Below are 16,872 nucleotides of genomic sequence, written 5' to 3'. Positions count from 1 at the left end.
GGTCTTCTAGAAGAGCACGGACATGAAGGTGCCGACCTCGGCGAAGCCCACCTTGCGGTAGACGGCCCGCGCCGAGGTGTTGTAGTCGTTGACGTACAGCGTGACCACGGGGGCGAAGCAGGCCAGCGCGGCCTCCACGACCGCCGCCATGCCCGCCACCGCGTAGCCGTGCCCGCGCAGTTCGGGGTGCACCCAGACGCCCTGGACCTGGCAGGCGTGCGCCGTGACGGCGCCGATCTCCGCCTTGAACACCACCCGGCCGTCCTCGATCCGCGCGTACGACCTGCCGATGCGGATGAGCTCGGCCACCCGCGTCCGGTAGAGGGTGCCGCCGTCGCCGAGGTTGGGCGAGACGCCGACCTCCTCGGTGAACATCGCCACGCAGGCCGGGATCAGGACGTCGAACTCATCCGGCCGCACCCGCCGTACCAGCGGATCGGCGGGCACCGGCGCCGGGCGGGAGGTGGCCATGACCGGCTGCGCCCAGCGGATCGCGCGGGCCCGGCCCCAGTGCGGCTCCAGCCGCTCCCACAGCTGCGAGACCGCCTCGACCGGCCCGACGATGGACGAGCAGCGGCGGCCCTGCCGGCGCGCGCGCTCGGCGAACGCGGACACCGCCTCGGGGCCGGCGTTGACCGGCACCAAATTCGCCCCGGCGTAGCAGAGCGCGGTGAGGCCACCGCGCGGCCCGAAACCCCACATCTGCCCGCCGAGCCGCGCCGGATTGAGACCGACGCTCTGCACCCGTGAGGAGACGAAGACGTTCGCGACCGGGTCGGTGTCGAGAAGATCGAGCACCTCGTCCCGGTCGCTGTCGTCGAGGACACGCGACGCCGATGTACGCAGCATCACATGGTCAGACTACGCGAACGACAACTGATTAGCTCATCTCGTAAGCACCTCGGTGAGCCTTTCGTGACCTGCCACCCTTCCTGACACCATGTGCGTCGTCGGACGGGGCGCCGGCAGCGCCTGACAGCGCGTGCCGTGCGGCGGCATCGTGCCGTCGGTGAGGTAGGCGAACAGGTGACGGTCCACGCACCGGTTGCCGCCGAGCGCCACCCCGTGGTTGCCACCGGTCTCCACGACCATGCGCGCGGTCGGGAAGTGCTTGCGCAGGTTCACCGCCCCCAGGTAGGGAGTCGCCGCGTCGGCGCGCGACTGGAGCATCAGGATCGGCGGGAGCTGCTGGGAGCCCCGCACCGCCACCGGCGTGCCACCGCCCACCTGCCAGTACGCGCACGGCGCGTTGAACCAGGCGTTCGGCCAGGTCAGGAACGGCGCCCGGCGGTGCATCCTGGTCATGTCGGCCCGCCACCTCGCCCAGTCACGCGGCCAGGCGGCGTCGCGGCACTGGGTGGCGAGGTAGACGGCGTAGCCGTTCTCGTCCTCCGCGTCGTTCTTGCCGTGCTTGTTGAAGGCGGCGATCAGCGGTTTCGGGTCGCCCTTCCTGACGTAGGCGGACCAGGCGGCGGCGAGCTCGGGCCAGATCCGGTCGCTGTAGCCGGCCACGGTGAAGACGTCATCGAGCTCGCTGGCGCCCACCACCCCGCCCGCCGGCCGGTCGTGCAGCCTGGCGCGCATCGCGTACCAGGCGAACCTGGCCTGCCTGGTCGAGTTGCCGAGCCCGTAGACCTTGTGGTGCCCGGCCGTCCAGGCGAGGAAGTCGCGGTGCCTGCCCTCGAACGCCCGGTCCTGCTTGAGGTTGGCCTCGTACCAGACCTCGTCGGGGTTGACGGAGCTGTCCAGGACGAGGCGCTTGACCCGATCGGGGAAGAGCGTGGCGTACACCGACCCGATGTAGGTGCCGTACGAGTAGCCGAGGTAGCTGATCTTCTGCTCGCCGAGCGCGGCGCGGATGACGTCCAGGTCCCTGGCGACGTTCTCGGTGGTCATGTGCGGCAGCAGCCACGACCACATGTTCCCGCACTGGCTCGCGTAGTGGGCCGCCCTGCTGAGCAGGACGTTCTCCTCGCTCGGGCTACGCGGGACGGCGTCGGGACGCGGCGCCCGGTAGTAGACCTCCGGGTCCACGCACCGCAGCGCCGGCTGGCTCGCCCCGACGCCGCGCGGGTCGAACCCGACCACGTCGTAGCGGGCCTTCAGCTCCGGCGGCAGCACGGCGGCGACGTAGCGGGCCAGCGTACGCCCGGACGCGCCCGGTCCGCCTGGATTGACCAGCAGGGTGCCGAGGTGGTTGCCGTCCCGGGACGCCGTGCCCTTGATCCGGTTGATCGCCAGTTTGATCGCGTGCCCCATCGGCTCGCGATGGTCGAGCGGCACCCGTACGGTGGCGCACTCCACCGGCACGGCGGTGAGCCTGCTCTCCTTCTCCTGCTTCTCCTGCGCGCAAGGCCCCCACCGCACACTCTCGGCGAGGTACGACTGCGCGGCGGGACCCCGCGCCACCTCCGCCACCGCGATCGGCACCACCCCGACGACCAGCACAGCCGTCCCGGCAATCAACCCGACAACCCGTTTCACCCGGCTCCTCCCCCAATTCCTTAGGCGAAGAGATACTGCCGTAAGTAGCGGCTCGATGACGGTGCGTATGAAGAAAATCTTGCCGTTCCGAGATCACCCCGTGGCGGGAGCGCGGAGCCCGTTCCGGTCGGCCCAGCCCGCGACGGCCGCCGCGATGGCCTCCGGCTGGTCCTCCGGCGCGTGGTGGCCCGCCGGGCCGCAGTGCTCGATCTCCAGAGCGGCGATGTTGGCCGCGCACCAGGCGGCCATCTCCGGCCCCACCATCAGGGTCGGCGACGAGTCGAAGGTCAGCAGGAGCTTGGGCACCTCGGGGCTGGTGGCGAGCCAGGCGTCGTACTTCTCGATGCGGCCGACGACGTCCGCGGGCTCGCCGTCGAGCGGCATCGAGCGCGCCCACTGCAGCACCGGACGCCGGCTCTCAGGAGTCGGGTACGGCCGGAGGTAGGGCTCCAGCTCCTGCTCGCTCAGCTCCCGCAGCACCGGGACCCCGAACGCCTGCTCCAGGAAGACGTTCTGGTCGAGCACGAGCTGTTCGCCCACGCCCGGAGTGCGGAACGCCTCGAACCGGGATCTGGCGGCCGCCGGGAACTCCGCCCAGCTCATCGGCTTGACGATCGTCTCCATGAAGGCCACGCCGCGCACGCGGCCGGGGTTGCGCGCGGCCCAGTCGAAGGCGAGCGACGCGCCCCAGTCCTGGCCCACGAGCACGACGTCGTCAAGCTCCAGGGCATCGAACCAGGCGTCGAGGTAGCGAGCGTGGTCGTCGTAGCGGTAGGCGATGCCGGGCTTGCCGGAGCGGCCCATGCCGATGAGGTCCGGGGCGAGGAGCCGGCCGGGCTCGCCGATCCCGGGGAGCACGTTGCGCCACAGGTGGGAGGAGGTGGGGTTGCCGTGCAGGAAGACGAGCGGCGTGCCGCTGCCCGCGTCTTCGTAGTGGATGGTCGAGTCGAGCACGTCGATCTCAGGCATGCGGGGAGTCCTTGTCCTCATGGGTGATCTTACGTCAAGGACCATAACCGTCTACTTGTATAATCGTCAACATGCCAACTATCTATGCGCATAACCGTCACCGTCTTGGATAGGCTGCGCGCCGGAGGTGGGGCCGGTGGAAGGACAGACGCTCACGGAGGTGCTGCGCGCGTCCGTGGGAGGGCTGCTGCGCGGGGCCTACGAGCGCTTCACCGGCGACGCGCTGACCGGCGATCCGCAGGCCCGGGATTTCGTGGTGCTCGACACGCTCGCCGACCAGGACGCCGACTCCCAGCACGAGCTGGCCGAACGGCTCGGCATCAACAGGACCATCATGGTGCGGCTGATCGACCGGCTGCAGGAGGCCGGGTACGTCACCCGTACCCGCAACCCCGCCAACCGGCGCTCCTACATGCTGTCGATCACCGAGGAGGGCCGCGCGGCCAGAGACGCCATGCGGCAGGTGGTCGCCGAACGCGACGCCCGGGTCACCGCCGTCCTCACCCCGGACGAACGGCAGCGGCTCAACGAGCTGCTGAGCCTGCTCCTGCCGGAGCCCGAGCCGCTCCAGACCACCGCCTACCTCGTCGCCCAGGCCCACTACCGGCTGCGGCGGATGGGGGACGCGCTCCTGGCCGACGTGGGCCTGCGCACCCGGCACTTCGGCTCGCTGTCGGCCATCGCCGAGCTGGGGCCCTGCCCGCAGCAGCGCTTCGCCCGCCGTCTCGGCATCAGCGAGCCCGCCGCCGCCCAGCTCGTCGACGAGCTGGTGCGGTTCGGGATGGTGGCCAGGGGCCAGGATCCGAGCGACCGCCGCCGCTACGCGCTGGAGCTCACCGAGGTCGGCCGGCAGCGCCTCACCGTCGTCCGCGACGCCGCCGCCCGCCTGCAGGCCGACGTCCTCGCCGTCCTCGGCGCCGACGCCGAACGAGAACTCCGCGCCCTGCTCACCAAACTCCTGACCACGAAACCCCCGGAGAACCAGCAGCCCTGATCAGCCGACGGCGACCCGCACGCCCGGGCGCCCTCGTCGCGACGGCGACCTGCGCGGGGGCCTCATCGTCGCGACGGTGACCGCGCGCCCGGCGGGCTCGTCGTCGTCGAGTCAGCCGACGGTGACCTGTGCGCCCGGGGCCTCGTCGTCGTCCAGGTCGACGTCGACGCCCATCTCCTCCGCCAGGCGCAGCGCCTCTTCGATCAGGGTCTCCACGATCTGCGACTCCGGCACGGTCTTGATGACCTCGCCCTTGACGAAGATCTGGCCCTTGCCGTTGCCCGAGGCCACGCCCAGGTCGGCCTCGCGGGCCTCGCCGGGACCGTTGACGACGCAGCCCATGACCGCGACCCGCAGCGGCACCTTCAGTCCTTCGAGGCCGGCCTGCACCTGCTCCGCCAGGGTGTAGACGTCCACCTGGGCGCGGCCGCACGACGGGCAGGAGACGATCTCCAGGCCGCGCTCGCGCAGGCCGAGCGACTCCAGGATGCCCGCGCCGACCTTGACCTCCTCGACGGGAGGCGCCGAGAGCGAGACCCGGATGGTGTCGCCGATGCCCTCGGCCAGCAGGGCGCCGAACGCCACCGCGGACTTGATCGTGCCCTGGAAGGCGGGACCGGCCTCGGTGACGCCCAAGTGGAGCGGGTAGTCACAGCGGGCAGCCAGCAGCCGGTAGGCGTTGATCATGATGACCGGGTCGTTGTGCTTGACCGAGATCTTGATGTCGCGGAAGCCGTGCTCCTCGAACAGCGAGCACTCCCACAGCGCGGACTCCACCAGCGCCTCGGGGGTGGCCTTGCCGTACTTCTGCAGCAGCCTCGGGTCGAGGGAGCCCGCGTTGACGCCGATCCTGATCGGCACCCCGTGGTCGGCCGCCGCCCTGGCGATCTCGCCCACCTTGTCATCGAATTTCTTGATGTTTCCCGGGTTGACGCGCACGGCCGCGCAGCCCGCCTCGATGGCGGCGAAGACGTACTTCGGCTGGAAGTGGATGTCGGCGATCACCGGGATCTGCGACTTCCTGGCGATGATCGGCAGCGCCTCGGCGTCGTCCTGGGACGGCACCGCGACGCGCACGATCTGGCAGCCGGAGGCGGTCAGCTCGGCGATCTGCTGGAGGGTGGCGTTGACGTCGGCGGTGACCGTGGTGGTCATCGACTGCACGGAGACGGGCGCGTCGCCTCCCACGGGCACGTTGCCGACCATGATCCGGCGGGAGTGGCGGCGTTCGGCGAGCGGCTTGGTGCGGACCGTCGGGATGCCGAGTGCTACAGAAGACATTTCAACCCTTGAGTTCGACGACGCTAATCAGTCTATGGAGCTAACGGGACTGTCCCGCTGTGAGTTCGGCCGCACGGGCGCGGGCCCAGGCGTCCGCGGCGAGCACCTCGTCGACCGATCCGGCGGCGGTGACCTGGTGCTCCTCGACGACCTTGGCCACCGTGTCGACGATCGCCAGGAACGGCAGCCCGCCCCGGATGAACGCCTCCAGACATGCCTCGTTGGCCGCGTTGTAGACGGCGGGGGCGGTGCCGCCCTCGCTGCCGACCTGCCTGGCCAGCGCGACGGCGGGAAAGGCGGTGTCGTCGAGCGGCTCGAAGGTCCAGGTGTGGGCCGTGGTCCAGTCGATGGGCCGGGCGGCCCCCGCGATCCGGTCCGGATGGCCGAGCGCGAGCGCGATGGGCAGCCGCATGTCGGGCGGACTGGCCTGGGCGATGGTCGAACCGTCGACGTATTCCACCATGGAGTGGATGATCGACTGCGGATGCACCACGACCTCGATCCGGTCGAAGCCGAGGTCGAACAGCAGGTGCGCCTCGATCACCTCCAGCCCCTTGTTGACCAGGGTGGCGGAGTTGATGGTGATCATCGGGCCCATCGACCAGGTGGGGTGGGCCAGCGCCATCTCGGGCGTGACGTCGGCCAGCTCCGCGCGCTTCCTGCCCCGGAACGGGCCGCCGCTGGCGGTGACGACCAGCCGCCTGACGGCGTCGGGGTCGTAGCCCTGCGGCCCCGAGGCCCACAGGCACTGCTGCAGCGCCGAGTGCTCGGAGTCGACGGGCAGGATCTGGCCCGGCTTGGCCAGCCGCTTGACCAGCGGCCCACCGATGATCAGTGACTCCTTGTTGGCCAGCGCGAGCGTGCGCCCCGCCTCCAGCGCGACCAGCGTGGAGGTCAGCCCGAGCGCGCCGGTGATGCCGTTGAGCACGGTGTCGCACGGCCAGGCGGCCACCTCCGCGACCCCTTCCGGCCCGGCGAGCACCACGGGGCTCACGCCGTGCGCGGCGAGCGCCTCCTTCAGTGCGGGCACGGCGGCGGGATCGGCCACCGCGACCGCCTCGGCGCCGGTGGCCGCCGCCTGCTCGGCGAGCAGCTCGATCTTGCCGCCCCCGGCCGCGAGCCCGGCGACCTTGAACCTGGCGGGCTCGGCGGCGATGACATCGAGGGCCTGCGTACCGATCGAGCCGGTGGAGCCCAGCACGACGACGGAACGGGGGATCTGTTGACGCACCCCTCCATTGTCGCCGCTGCCAGGCGCGGCCGGGCACCGGGTGGCTGCCTCGGCACCGTTTGGAGCTCCAGATAATCCAGCAAACAAATACCCAAATATCGCCATATCCGAATGCGCTGATCAGGGGAAATCGCGATATTGGCGCCACCACCTTCCAAACGCCGATACGGCCCAGAGAGGCAGGTAATGCTCCGCAGATTCGCTCCGCTCACCCTCCCCACCTCACCGCCCGGGACAGTCTGCGATCAAGGCGCCCGGAGTGCCGACGCACTCTGAGTTTTTTACCGAAAGTAGCCACATAAACACACGACGTAGTGCACACTCGGGGGTCATGATCCTGAGCACCCCCCTGATCGCGGCCGTACCACTCGTCGCGGGTCTGCTGGGCCCCGCTCTCATCGGTGCGACCCCCGAGCAGCACCTCGGCCCCGCTGCGACCCCCCACCGGCCGGCCTCCCAGGTGGCCACCCCCGAGAGGGCGGTTCCCAGGACGGCGGCCCGCGACGCGGCGGACGGCGACGTCGTCGAGCACGTGGCCGCCCGCGCCGCCGCCGACCAGCGGCGGGTGCTCGACTACTGGACCCCGCAGCGGATGGCCGCCGCCCTGCCGATCAGCCTGCTGGACATCGTGACCAAGGGCGACGGCCTGCTGAGCGGCCTGACCGGCAAGACCGGGCTGGGCGCCGCCCCCGACCTGTCCAACGGCACCGTCTCCAGCGTTCCGCTCGCGGGCGCCGCGCAGGCCGGAGGGCGCCGGGACGGCGGCGCGGCGAGGAACGGGCAGCCGCGTCACCAGTCGGCCCGGCCGCTGGCCACCACGGCGGGCTCCCGCTGGCCGATCGGCGGCGCGGTGGCCAAGACCACCGGTCGCGTCTTCCTGACCATGGCCGGGGCCGACTTCGTCTGCTCGGCCAGCACGGTGGACAGCGCCAACCGCGACCTGCTGGTCACCGCCGGCCACTGCGTCAAGGACGGCAAGGGCGGATGGGCGGAGAACTGGACGTTCGTCCCCGGTTACGACGCCGGCGGCGGCAAGCCGTACGGGCAGTGGACGGCGCGGCGGATGTTCGTCGCCGGTCCCTGGTCACGCGCGGCCGACGACAGCTACGACGTGGGCATGGTGGCGCTGAACGCCTCGGGCGGCAAGCACATCGCCGACGCGGTCGGCACCCAGCGGATCGCCTTCAACGGCACGCGCGGCGGGCACACCTACGGCTTCGGCTATCCGGCCGATCCGCCCTACGACGGCGAGCACCTGGTCTACTGCGCGGGCCGGCTGCGCGACGACCCCTACGGCGACACCCGCGACCAGGGCCTCGGCTGCGGCATGACCGCGGGGTCGAGCGGCGGGCCGTGGCTGTCGGCCTTCGACGCCGCCACCGGCAAGGGCACGATCACCTCGCTGAGCAGCTTCAAGTACAGCAACGACCAGCGTACGATGTACGGCCCCTACTTCGGCGACACCGCCAAGAAGCTCTTCCTCACCGCCGAACAGGCGTGAGATCAGAGCCTGAAATCAGGACCGCCGCGTCTGGGCCGCCGGTCAGGGCCGCTGATCAGGGCCGGCGGTGGGCCTGCTGGTGGGTACGTAGATCGTCCATGTAGAGAGCGAGCAGGGCGCCTTCATCCGCGAGTGCGGAGAACATGACCTGCCGGCGAAGCTGGGCGATCGAGAGCAGCTTGTCCACGCCCGCCCACGACCAGCTGAACGGCTCCGGCTCCCACAGCTCCTGCGGCGACAGCTTCAGGTGCAGCTCGCGTACGTCGTCCTGGGACCACACCGGACGCACCGCCACCAGGTCCACCAGACTCTGCCACTCGGCCAGCGCGCACTGTGAGCGCCAGAGCAGCGCGTAGCTGCGCCACTCGGTCACCACGTCCTCGTGCCCGGGCATGAACTCGCTGGCCCGCAGCTCGGGGGCGCACGACAGGGCGAGCACCATGAGATTGGCCGAATAGTAGGCGTACCTGCGGTGCGGGCCGGCGATCCAGGGCCGGTAGGCGGCGATCGAGGAGTCCTCCCGCGCGTCCAGCTCCCGGAACAGCCGCAGCACCACGGCCCGCCACCGGTCGGCGTCGTGCACCAACTCCTGCAGGAACGCCACCACCGGCAGCCGCGAGGAGATCGTGGCCCAGGACAGCAGCGTGCGCAGCAGCCCGTCGTGGACCCCGGTGAGCGCCAGGCTGGACTCCTGCGCCACCAGCTCGCGCATCAGCGAGGCGAGCAGCCTGGCGATGAGGAACTCGCCGAAGGTGGCGTGCAGGAACTCGTAGGTGTGCAGCACCTCGTCATCGCGGACCGCCTGGGCCCGGTGCACGAAGAAGGACCGGGCCAGCGCCTCGTGCCCGGCGCTGTGCGGCGTGGCGAGCCCGGGTGTCCTGCGCTGCTCGGGCAGCAGCACGTCCAGGTCGGCGTCGACCTCCTCGGTGGTGGCCCACTGCCGCCCCCGGTTGAACATGGACGCGGCGACGAACGACAGCCGCAGCAGCTCGCGCTCCACCAGCCGCGCCACCTGCTCACGCGGGTGTCTCATCTCCAGCGCGCGCTCGGCGTACCTGGTCATCAACCGCTCGTACAGCTCCGCCTGGCCCAGTGTGCGGTTCTCCCGGCGCAGCGCGTTGCCGTCGGCGTCGTAGAAGGCGAGCATGAGCAGCAGCAGCGGCTGCCTGGCCAGGTGCCGCTGGCTCAGCGCCACGTCGAAGGTGAAGGGCTCCAGCCCGGCCGCCGAGAAATAGTCGGCGTTGACCGCGTTCCACACCTCCAGCCACGTTCGCATGGCGGTGGTGCCGAACGGCTCCAGCCGGGCCACCACCGTGCCCTCGGGCAGCCCTGCCCGGTTGGCGACGGCGGTGCGTGAGGTGACGATGACCGCGACCGCCCGGCCGGCGTCGGCCTCGCGGTGCTGGAAGCGGGCCACCTTCATCAGATAGTCCGACTGCCGCACCCCTGTGGCCTGCAGTAACTCGTCGAACCCGTCGAGGATGACGACGGGCAGCGCGCCGTTCGCCGACCTGGCGATGGCGGGCCAGTCCTGCCGCTCGCCGCTCAGGTGGTGGACTGCCTGCTCGATCTGCTCCTGGATGCCGGCGGTGGCCGACACCTCGCGCAGCGGGACCCGTATCGGCAGGAAGGGGGCGTCGCGCAGGCGGGCGGCGAGCACCTTGCTCAGCACCGACTTGCCCGACCCCGGCTGGCCGAGCACGATGAGCGGCACCTCGCCGGCCGCCGAGGCCGTGAGGAATCCCGACAGGAAGACGGGCAGGTCGGTGCGGAGCTCATGCCCCTCCCACCACTCCTCGACGCTCGGGTCGTCGCCGGGGGCGATCTCCGCCGCCCTGAACCGCGGGGTCACGTACGCCTGGGCGAGCGTCGGCAGTCGTAAGCCGATCGGCAGGTCGCCGGTCTCGGCGATCGGCCGGACCAGCGCCGCCTGGTGCAACCGGTCGAGCGTGGCGAGCCGTTCGGGAAGTGCCGCGCCGGACGCCACCAAGGAGATGAGCCGTTCGAGCTCGGCCATCCCGGCCAGGCTCGGCTGGTGGTCGGCGATCCCCGCCCAGTAGGCGAGCTCCGGCACGTCCTGGGCGAGGGTGCGGTAGCGGTCGGCGTAGCGGAGCACGGCCCGCTCGACCAGTTCGTCACCGTAGGCGGCGGCCGTCCACTGCCGGGCGTGCTCGTCGAGCCGCGCCCACAGGTCCAGCTCGGCCACGAAGGCGAGCAGTTGCCCGCTCAGCGCGCGGTAGTAGCCGCGGACGGCGGCCACGGCCTGGGCGAACGGCCGGTGCGGAGCCGGGCAGAGCGGCGTGGCCAGGTCCCAGACGTGCCCGCCGTCCCCGTGGGGCGTCTCCAGCCCGCTCGGTGCGAAGGGCAGGTCCAGGGTGCCGAGGGCTTCGAAGTAGGCCGTCATGACGAGGACCGCGTGCGCGGCCTCGAACCGGTCCGTACGGGAGCGCCAGGTGCTGCCGGGACGCCACTCGCGCCAGCCGGCGAGCAGGTCGATGCCCACTTTGACCAGCTCGTTCCGGGCCTCCAGCACTCCGCCGATGGGCAGTGCGGCATTCCCGGCGCTCTGCAGGGCGTCGAGCACCGGGTCCGTGCCCCCTAGGGAGCGCACAGCATCGACGTATCGGTACTTATCTCCCATAGACGTTCATCGTCGCATAAGGCGCGCTTTTTGCTCAGAGGGAAATTCCCGTCAGCACCATCACCTTCTCGTAAGTTAGATCATCCATGGCCGACCGCAGCCCCTCACGCCCGATACCGGAGTCCTTGACCCCGCCGTACGGCATCTGGTCGGCCCGATAGGAGGGCACGTCACCGATGATCACGCCGCCGACCTCCAACTCCCGGTTGGCCCGGAAGGCCGCGTCCAGCGACCGGGTGAACACGCCGGCCTGCAGGCCGTACCTCGAGTCGTTGACCATCGCGTAGGCGTCGTCGATCGAGGCGGCGCTCTGCAGCACCATGACGGGCCCGAAGACCTCCTCGCGGCGGACCTTGGCGTCGGCCGGGACGTCGGCGAGCACCGTGGGCGCGAACGTGGCGCCCTCCCGGGTGCCGCCCGCGAGCACCCGCGCGCCCGCGTCGACGGCCTCGCGCACCCACTGCTCCACCCGCTCGGCGGCGGCCACCGAGACCAGCGGGCCGACCTGGGTCTTCTCGTCGGCCGGGTCGCCGGTGACGAGCCCGTCGACGGCCGGCAGCAGCCGCTCCACGAACGCGTCGTAGACCGGCTCCTCCACGATCACCCGTTGGACGGCGATGCAGCTCTGCCCCGCCTGGTAGTTGGAGTACAGCGCGATGCGCCGGGCCGCCCAGTCCAGGTCGGCGTCGGCCAGCACCACGGCCGCCGCGTTGCCCCCCAGCTCCAGCGTCACGTGCTTGCGCGGGACCTGGTCGGCGATGGCGTAGCCGACCGGGGCGGAGCCGGTGAACGACACCACGGGCAGCCGCGGGTCCGCCACCAGCGCGCCGGCCCGGTCGTTGGGGATCGGCAGCACCGAGAACATCCCGGCGGGCAGGTCCGTCTCGGCCAGGATCTCGCCGAGCACCAGCGCCGACAGCGGGGTGGCGGGAGCCGGCTTGACGATGATGGGCGCGCCGACCGCGATGGCCGGGGCGACCTTGTGCGCGACCAGGTTGAGCGGGAAGTTGAACGGGGTGATCGCCAGCACCGTCCCGTAGGGCACCCGGGAGACATAGGCCAGCCGGCCGGCGGCGGCGGGCTCGGTGTCGAGCCGCTGCACGTCACCCGACCAGCGGCGGGTCTCCTCGGCGGCGAAGCGGAAGGTGGCGACGGCCCGGCCGACCTCGCCGCGCGCCCAGACGATCGGCTTGCCGTTCTCGGCCGTGATCAGCTGGGCGATCTCGTCGGCCCGCTCGGCCAGCCTGCGCGAGACGTGGGCCAGCGCGTCCGCCCGTACGTGCACGGGGAGCGCCGCCGCCTGCGCGGTCACCGCCTGAGCGGCGGCGATGGCCTCCTCCACCTGCGCGTCGGTCGGCACGGAATGCCGGCCGACCACTCGACCGTCGTGGGGATTGGTCACGGTGAGCTCGGCGTCGCCGGTGGCGGGGCGCCCGGCGAGCCAGAAGGTACGCACGTCCATACCCATGACGTTATGCCAAGCCTAAGGAGGGGGACTTACACCAGGGTGCACAAGAGTGCCCTCTGGTCCCTCCGTTAAGTACAAGCCCGGTTGTATACCCACCATGTAACAGAAGTAGGCCTAATTCGGGATGTTTACGAGGCGGAGCGGTTTGAAGCTTCTCCGCCATGGCTAAGTCACGGATGCGGGTCCCTCAGCGCGGCGGGGCCCACGAACAGAAAGGCGTGGGCCCATGACCTCCTCGGCGCCGCTTGGGCTTCAAGGCGCCTACCTGTTGGGCGAACGGGCCGGCCATGACGAGCTACGTTCCAAACTGCTGGACGTCGCCGTGAACCTGCTGATCAGCGATGGCTCCGACAGTCTGACCATGCGCAGGATCGCCACCGAGGCCGGCTGCACCACGACGGTCATCTACACGATGTTCGGCAACAGGGAGGGCCTCGCGGAGGCTCTCTATCTGGAGGGATTTGAGCGCTTTCGCCGCTTTCTCGAAGCGGCACCGCAGCGCAGGGATCCCCTCGAACACCTCAATGCGCTCTGCCCGGCCTACCGCCAGGCGTGCCTGGCCGAGCCCGGTTACTACAGCCTGATGTTCGAGCGGGCGATCCCCGGCTTCGAACCCAGCGAGCGGGCCAGGACCCTCGCTCGCGCGGCGCTCAACATCTTCGACCGGGTGATCGCCGACTGCATCTCCGCCGGACACCTCATCCCCACCCAGCCCCGCAAGATCGCGGACGCGCTGTGGGCGGCGGCCCAGGGCGCGATCAGCCTGGAGCGGGCGGGACACCTGCGGGACGGCCGCACCTATGAGGCGGTCACCACGGCGACCATCTGCTGCTACCTGGTGGACAAGAACTGACGTCCGCGCGACGCTGCCCGTCAGCGTCGCGCGGCCTCCAGCGCGAACCACAGCTCGGCCCGCACGCCCGGATCGTCGAGATCGCACCCCAGCAGCTCGGTCACCCGTTTCATCCGGTACCGCAGGGTGTGCCGGTGCACGCCGAGCCGCTGTGCGGCGGCGTCCCAGTGCCCGTTGCTGTCCAGGTACGCCCGCAGCGACGCCATCAGATCGGCCCGCGTCCCGTAGGCCACGAGCGGGGCCAGCAGCGCCGCCGAGAACGCCCGCGCCGCCGCCGGTTCGAGCAGCGCCATCAGCCCCTGCCCGGCCAGCGCACCGAAGAACACCACCCCACCCCGGCTCCCCCCGTACGCCCGGCACGCCTGCTCGACCCCACCCCGCAGGGTCCGGTAGTCGCACGGCGAGCTGACCCCGACAGCCACCCCGACCGTCTCCGCCACCTCCATCCCCACCCCCTCCGCCACCAACACGGCCACCCCCGCTTGCCTCTCGCCCGCCAGGGGTCCCGATGGACCGTCGGCGGGCGGGACGGCTTCCCCGGCCGGGTCCAGGCGGGCGGCGAAGGCCACCGCCTCCACCTGCTCCAGCGCCTCCTCGCCGACGGCCAGCACCACGAACGGCTCCTCGGGCAGCCGCGCGCCGAGCGGGCCGAGCACCGCCCGCGCCTCCTCCACCGCACCCGGCGCCCCGGACAGCAGCAGACGCAGTACGGCGTCACGAAGGCGCCGTTCGGCCTCCAGGTGGGCCCCGCCCTGCTCCAGAGCCAGGGTGAGCAGCGAGCCGGCGGCGTTGACCACGGTGTGGGCCACCGGCGAGAAGGGCCGCGCCGCCCCGACGGCGAAGAACCCGCGCGGCCGCGAACCACCGCCCAGGGGCTGCACCACGACGTGCTCGTCCGGCCCGGCCAGCGCCAGGCTGGCCGGGAACCGCCGCCCACTCCCCCGGTTCCCCGACGCCGCCCCCCACGCCGTCCGGCCCGTGGTGAGGAGCCGGGTGATCTCGGCGGTGACCGCGTCGGCGTCGGCACCGGGGGTGGTGTGGCGTACCTGGCCGGACTCGTCCAGCAGGATCGCCCAGCCGCCGGTCTCCTTGGCCAGCCGGTCGATGACCGCGTGGGTGCCCTCGGGGCGCAGGGCGGCGCGGGTCAGCCGGCCCTGGGCGGCGAAGGCGCGGGTGATCTCGTCGTACTGCTCGGCGGCGAGCAGTTCGCTGACCAGCTTGCCGATCGCGATGAACGGCGTCTCGCGCGGCACCTCCAGCAGCGGCAGCCCCGCCTGCTCGGCGGCGGCCACGAGCGCGGCCGGGATCTCCTCGTGGGAGAGCCCGACACCGAAGCCCAGCCCGGCCACCCCACGAGCCACCAGCCGGGCGACATATCCCGAAAAATCATCTCCCAGCCGGATACCGGTGGTCAGCAGCAGCTCGTCCCCTTCGAGAAAGGGGGCCGGATCTTCCAGCTCACTGACCGCCACCCACCGCACGACCGTGTCCAGCCCGCCGGCGACCGGCCGCAGCCCCATCCGCCGCACCACGGCCCGCAAGGAAGGCGCCATCGACTTTTGTCCATTCCGGCAGAGAAAACCACCCATAGTCTTACATATCGACATATCGGAGCTGAGAGGCGGCCACCGTACCGTCGAGCACATGAGCATTCCGCAGGAGCGCCGCCTCGTCACCCCGATCCCCGGCCCGAAGTCGCAGGAGCTGCTGGCCCGCAAACAGGCGGCCGTCCCGCCCGGCATCGGCGTCACGCTGCCGGTCTTCGTGACCCGCGCCGGCGGCGGCGTGGTGCAGGACGTCGACGGGAACTCGCTGATCGACTTCGGCTCCGGCATCGCCGTGACGAGCGTGGGCAACGCCGCGCCGAAGGTGGTGGAGCGGGTCCAGCGGCAGGTCGCCGAGTTCACCCACACCTGCTTCATGATCACGCCGTACGAGTCGTACGTCGAGGTGTGCGAGAAGCTCAACGAGCTCACCCCCGGCGACCACGAGAAGCGGACGGTGCTCCTCAACAGCGGCGCCGAGGCCGTGGAGAACGCGGTCAAGATCGCCAGGCACGCCACCGGCCGGCCCGCGGTCGTCGTGTTCGACCACGGCTACCACGGCCGCACCCTGCTCACGATGACGCTCACGGCCAAGAACATGCCGTACAAGCAGGGCTTTGGCCCGTACGCGCCCGAGGTCTACCGGGTGCCGCTGGCCTACCCGTTCCGCTGGCCGACCGGCCCGGAGAACTGCGCCGAGGAGGCGGCGGCCCAGGCCATCGACATGATCACCAAGCAGATCGGCGCGGAGAACGTGGCCGCCGTGGTGATCGAGCCGATCGCCGGCGAGGGCGGCTTCATCGAGCCCGCCAAGGGGTTCCTGCCGAGGATGGCCGAGTTCTGCCGCGCCAACGGGATCGTGTTCGTCGCCGACGAGGTGCAGACGGGCTTCGCCCGTACCGGTGACCTGTTCGCGTGCGAGGACGAGGGCGTGGTGCCCGACCTCATCTGCACCGCCAAGGGCATCGCGGGCGGGCTGCCGCTGGCGGCGGTCACGGGCCGGGCGGAGCTGATGGACCGGGTGCACGTGGGCGGGCTCGGCGGCACGTACGGCGGCAATCCGCTCGCCTGCGAAGCGGCGCTCGGCGTGCTGGAGACCATCGCCGAGCAGGACCTGGTCGCCAAGGCGCGGCGCATCGGCGAGATCATGCTGCCCAGGCTGCACGCGCTGCGGGAGCGCTTCGACATCATCGGCGACGTGCGGGGACGCGGCGCGATGATCGCCATCGAGCTGGTGGTCCCCGGCTCGAAGGAGCCGAACCCGGCCGCCGTCCAGGAGATCGTCAGGCGCTGCCACGCGGAAGGCCTCCTGGTGCTCACGGCGGGCACGTACGGCAACGTGCTGCGCTTCCTGCCGCCCCTCGTGATCGGTGCGCCCCTCCTGGAGGAGGGCTTGGGCATCCTGGAGAAGGCCATCGCCAGTCTGTAAGAAACCCTGTCGAATCGGGCATCCGGCTTGTTGCTGGATGCCCGATTTGTTGCTGTAACGCGCCCCCTCCGGGGAGAGAATTCACTCTGACTTGACGCGCAGCTAGACGATCACGGATGCGGCCAGGGTTATAACGGATCCGGTATGAGGACGGACGATCGCTGCGGGGAGCGTGATGAACTGGGCTCCGATCAGAACGGCACGGGACATGTTGACGTTCGACCCTGAGGGCATGAGCGCCGCCCAGCGCCAGGGCGACGCCTGCGTCGTCTGCCACAAGAGGTGGCCGCGGCCTCGGGTCCGGGTGGGCCGCTTTCCTGACGACATGACGGCGCTGGCCTGCGCCGACTGCGCCGAGGCGCTGCTGCCGGCGCCGCTGGCCACCGTGGTCGCCTTCCCCGCACGCTGAGCCGTGCGCGAACGGGCGACAAGAGCGAGACGCCTCGGGGCGGGGGGAAGGCCCGAGGCGTCTCAGCA

Annotated in this window: 13 protein-coding genes; 5 read left to right on the top strand and 8 right to left on the bottom strand. The window is 71.2% G+C overall.

Annotated elements, in window-relative coordinates:
- Window positions 1–6 precede the first annotated feature (6 nt).
- From OHA68_RS24055 to OHA68_RS24045, 3 genes are all read right to left on the bottom strand, one after another.
- Window positions 7–849, bottom strand: coding sequence for a GNAT family N-acetyltransferase (locus OHA68_RS24055; protein WP_189141716.1), 843 nt, complete (start codon window positions 847–849; stop codon window positions 7–9).
- A gap of 36 nt (window positions 850–885) precedes the next feature.
- Window positions 886–2,484, bottom strand: coding sequence for an alpha/beta hydrolase (locus tag OHA68_RS24050; RefSeq protein ID WP_327102260.1), 1,599 nt, complete (start codon window positions 2,482–2,484; stop codon window positions 886–888).
- A 93-nt stretch (window positions 2,485–2,577) separates the two neighbouring features.
- A complete protein-coding gene (locus OHA68_RS24045) occupies window positions 2,578–3,453 on the bottom strand; it encodes a haloalkane dehalogenase (RefSeq protein WP_189141488.1) in 876 nt (291 codons plus the stop codon).
- Between the two features lie 136 nt (window positions 3,454–3,589).
- On the opposite strand from OHA68_RS24045, the gene OHA68_RS24040 reads away from it, so the two are divergent.
- Window positions 3,590–4,447 (top strand): MarR family transcriptional regulator, encoded by an 858-nt coding sequence (locus OHA68_RS24040; RefSeq protein ID WP_327102259.1) that lies wholly within the window; start codon window positions 3,590–3,592, stop codon window positions 4,445–4,447.
- A gap of 111 nt (window positions 4,448–4,558) precedes the next feature.
- Here OHA68_RS24040 and ispG read toward each other — a convergent pair whose 3' ends face one another.
- Window positions 4,559–5,728, bottom strand: a complete 1,170-nt coding sequence (gene ispG / locus OHA68_RS24035) for a flavodoxin-dependent (E)-4-hydroxy-3-methylbut-2-enyl-diphosphate synthase (RefSeq protein ID WP_327102258.1) — start codon at window positions 5,726–5,728, stop codon at window positions 4,559–4,561.
- A 40-nt stretch (window positions 5,729–5,768) separates the two neighbouring features.
- On the bottom strand, window positions 5,769–6,959 hold the full coding sequence (dxr, locus tag OHA68_RS24030; RefSeq protein WP_327102257.1) for a 1-deoxy-D-xylulose-5-phosphate reductoisomerase: 1,191 nt from the start codon (window positions 6,957–6,959) through the stop codon (window positions 5,769–5,771).
- 331 nt (window positions 6,960–7,290) lie between these two features.
- Between dxr and OHA68_RS24025 the strand changes: the two genes are divergently transcribed.
- Window positions 7,291–8,460: a trypsin-like serine peptidase gene (locus OHA68_RS24025; protein WP_327102256.1), complete on the top strand. Its 1,170-nt coding sequence runs from the start codon at window positions 7,291–7,293 to the stop codon at window positions 8,458–8,460.
- A gap of 55 nt (window positions 8,461–8,515) precedes the next feature.
- On the opposite strand, the gene OHA68_RS24020 is transcribed toward OHA68_RS24025, so the two are convergent.
- Window positions 8,516–11,101: an NACHT domain-containing protein gene (locus tag OHA68_RS24020; RefSeq protein WP_407674364.1), complete on the bottom strand. Its 2,586-nt coding sequence runs from the start codon at window positions 11,099–11,101 to the stop codon at window positions 8,516–8,518.
- Window positions 11,102–11,135: 34 nt separating this feature from the next.
- A complete protein-coding gene (locus tag OHA68_RS24015; RefSeq protein ID WP_327102254.1) occupies window positions 11,136–12,563 on the bottom strand; it encodes an aldehyde dehydrogenase family protein in 1,428 nt (475 codons plus the stop codon).
- 232 nt (window positions 12,564–12,795) lie between these two features.
- On the opposite strand from OHA68_RS24015, the gene OHA68_RS24010 reads away from it, so the two are divergent.
- Window positions 12,796–13,422: a TetR/AcrR family transcriptional regulator gene (locus OHA68_RS24010; RefSeq protein ID WP_189141481.1), complete on the top strand. Its 627-nt coding sequence runs from the start codon at window positions 12,796–12,798 to the stop codon at window positions 13,420–13,422.
- 20 nt (window positions 13,423–13,442) lie between these two features.
- Here the strand turns inward: OHA68_RS24010 and OHA68_RS24005 are convergent, their stop codons facing one another.
- On the bottom strand, window positions 13,443–14,975 hold the full coding sequence (locus tag OHA68_RS24005; RefSeq protein WP_327102253.1) for a PucR family transcriptional regulator: 1,533 nt from the start codon (window positions 14,973–14,975) through the stop codon (window positions 13,443–13,445).
- A gap of 91 nt (window positions 14,976–15,066) precedes the next feature.
- On the opposite strand from OHA68_RS24005, the gene gabT reads away from it, so the two are divergent.
- A complete protein-coding gene (gene gabT, locus OHA68_RS24000; protein ID WP_327102252.1) occupies window positions 15,067–16,395 on the top strand; it encodes a 4-aminobutyrate--2-oxoglutarate transaminase in 1,329 nt (442 codons plus the stop codon).
- 175 nt (window positions 16,396–16,570) lie between these two features.
- On the top strand, window positions 16,571–16,804 hold the full coding sequence (locus OHA68_RS23995) for a hypothetical protein (RefSeq protein ID WP_225278085.1): 234 nt from the start codon (window positions 16,571–16,573) through the stop codon (window positions 16,802–16,804).
- The last annotated feature ends 68 nt before the right edge of the window (window positions 16,805–16,872 follow it).

The sequence above is a fragment of the Nonomuraea glycinis genome (assembly GCF_035920485.1).
Lineage (GTDB): Bacteria > Actinomycetota > Actinomycetes > Streptosporangiales > Streptosporangiaceae > Nonomuraea > Nonomuraea glycinis.
This window is presented reverse-complemented; position numbering and strand designations above follow the sequence as displayed.

What these genes read in the sequence shown, in the direction of transcription:
- OHA68_RS24055 (WP_189141716.1), bottom strand. Translation starts at nt 849, where the DNA reads ATGCTGCGTACATCGGCGTCGCGTGTCCTCGACGACAGCGACCGGGAC.
- OHA68_RS24045 (WP_189141488.1), bottom strand. Translation starts at nt 3,453, where the DNA reads ATGCCTGAGATCGACGTGCTCGACTCGACCATCCACTACGAAGACGCG.
- ispG (WP_327102258.1), bottom strand. Translation starts at nt 5,728, where the DNA reads ATGTCTTCTGTAGCACTCGGCATCCCGACGGTCCGCACCAAGCCGCTC.
- OHA68_RS24025 (WP_327102256.1), top strand. Translation starts at nt 7,291, where the DNA reads ATGATCCTGAGCACCCCCCTGATCGCGGCCGTACCACTCGTCGCGGGT.
- OHA68_RS24020 (WP_407674364.1), bottom strand. Translation starts at nt 11,101, where the DNA reads ATGGGAGATAAGTACCGATACGTCGATGCTGTGCGCTCCCTAGGGGGC.
- OHA68_RS24015 (WP_327102254.1), bottom strand. Translation starts at nt 12,563, where the DNA reads ATGGACGTGCGTACCTTCTGGCTCGCCGGGCGCCCCGCCACCGGCGAC.
- OHA68_RS24010 (WP_189141481.1), top strand. Translation starts at nt 12,796, where the DNA reads ATGACCTCCTCGGCGCCGCTTGGGCTTCAAGGCGCCTACCTGTTGGGC.
- OHA68_RS24005 (WP_327102253.1), bottom strand. Translation starts at nt 14,975, where the DNA reads ATGGCGCCTTCCTTGCGGGCCGTGGTGCGGCGGATGGGGCTGCGGCCG.
- gabT (WP_327102252.1), top strand. Translation starts at nt 15,067, where the DNA reads ATGAGCATTCCGCAGGAGCGCCGCCTCGTCACCCCGATCCCCGGCCCG.
- OHA68_RS23995 (WP_225278085.1), top strand. Translation starts at nt 16,571, where the DNA reads ATGAACTGGGCTCCGATCAGAACGGCACGGGACATGTTGACGTTCGAC.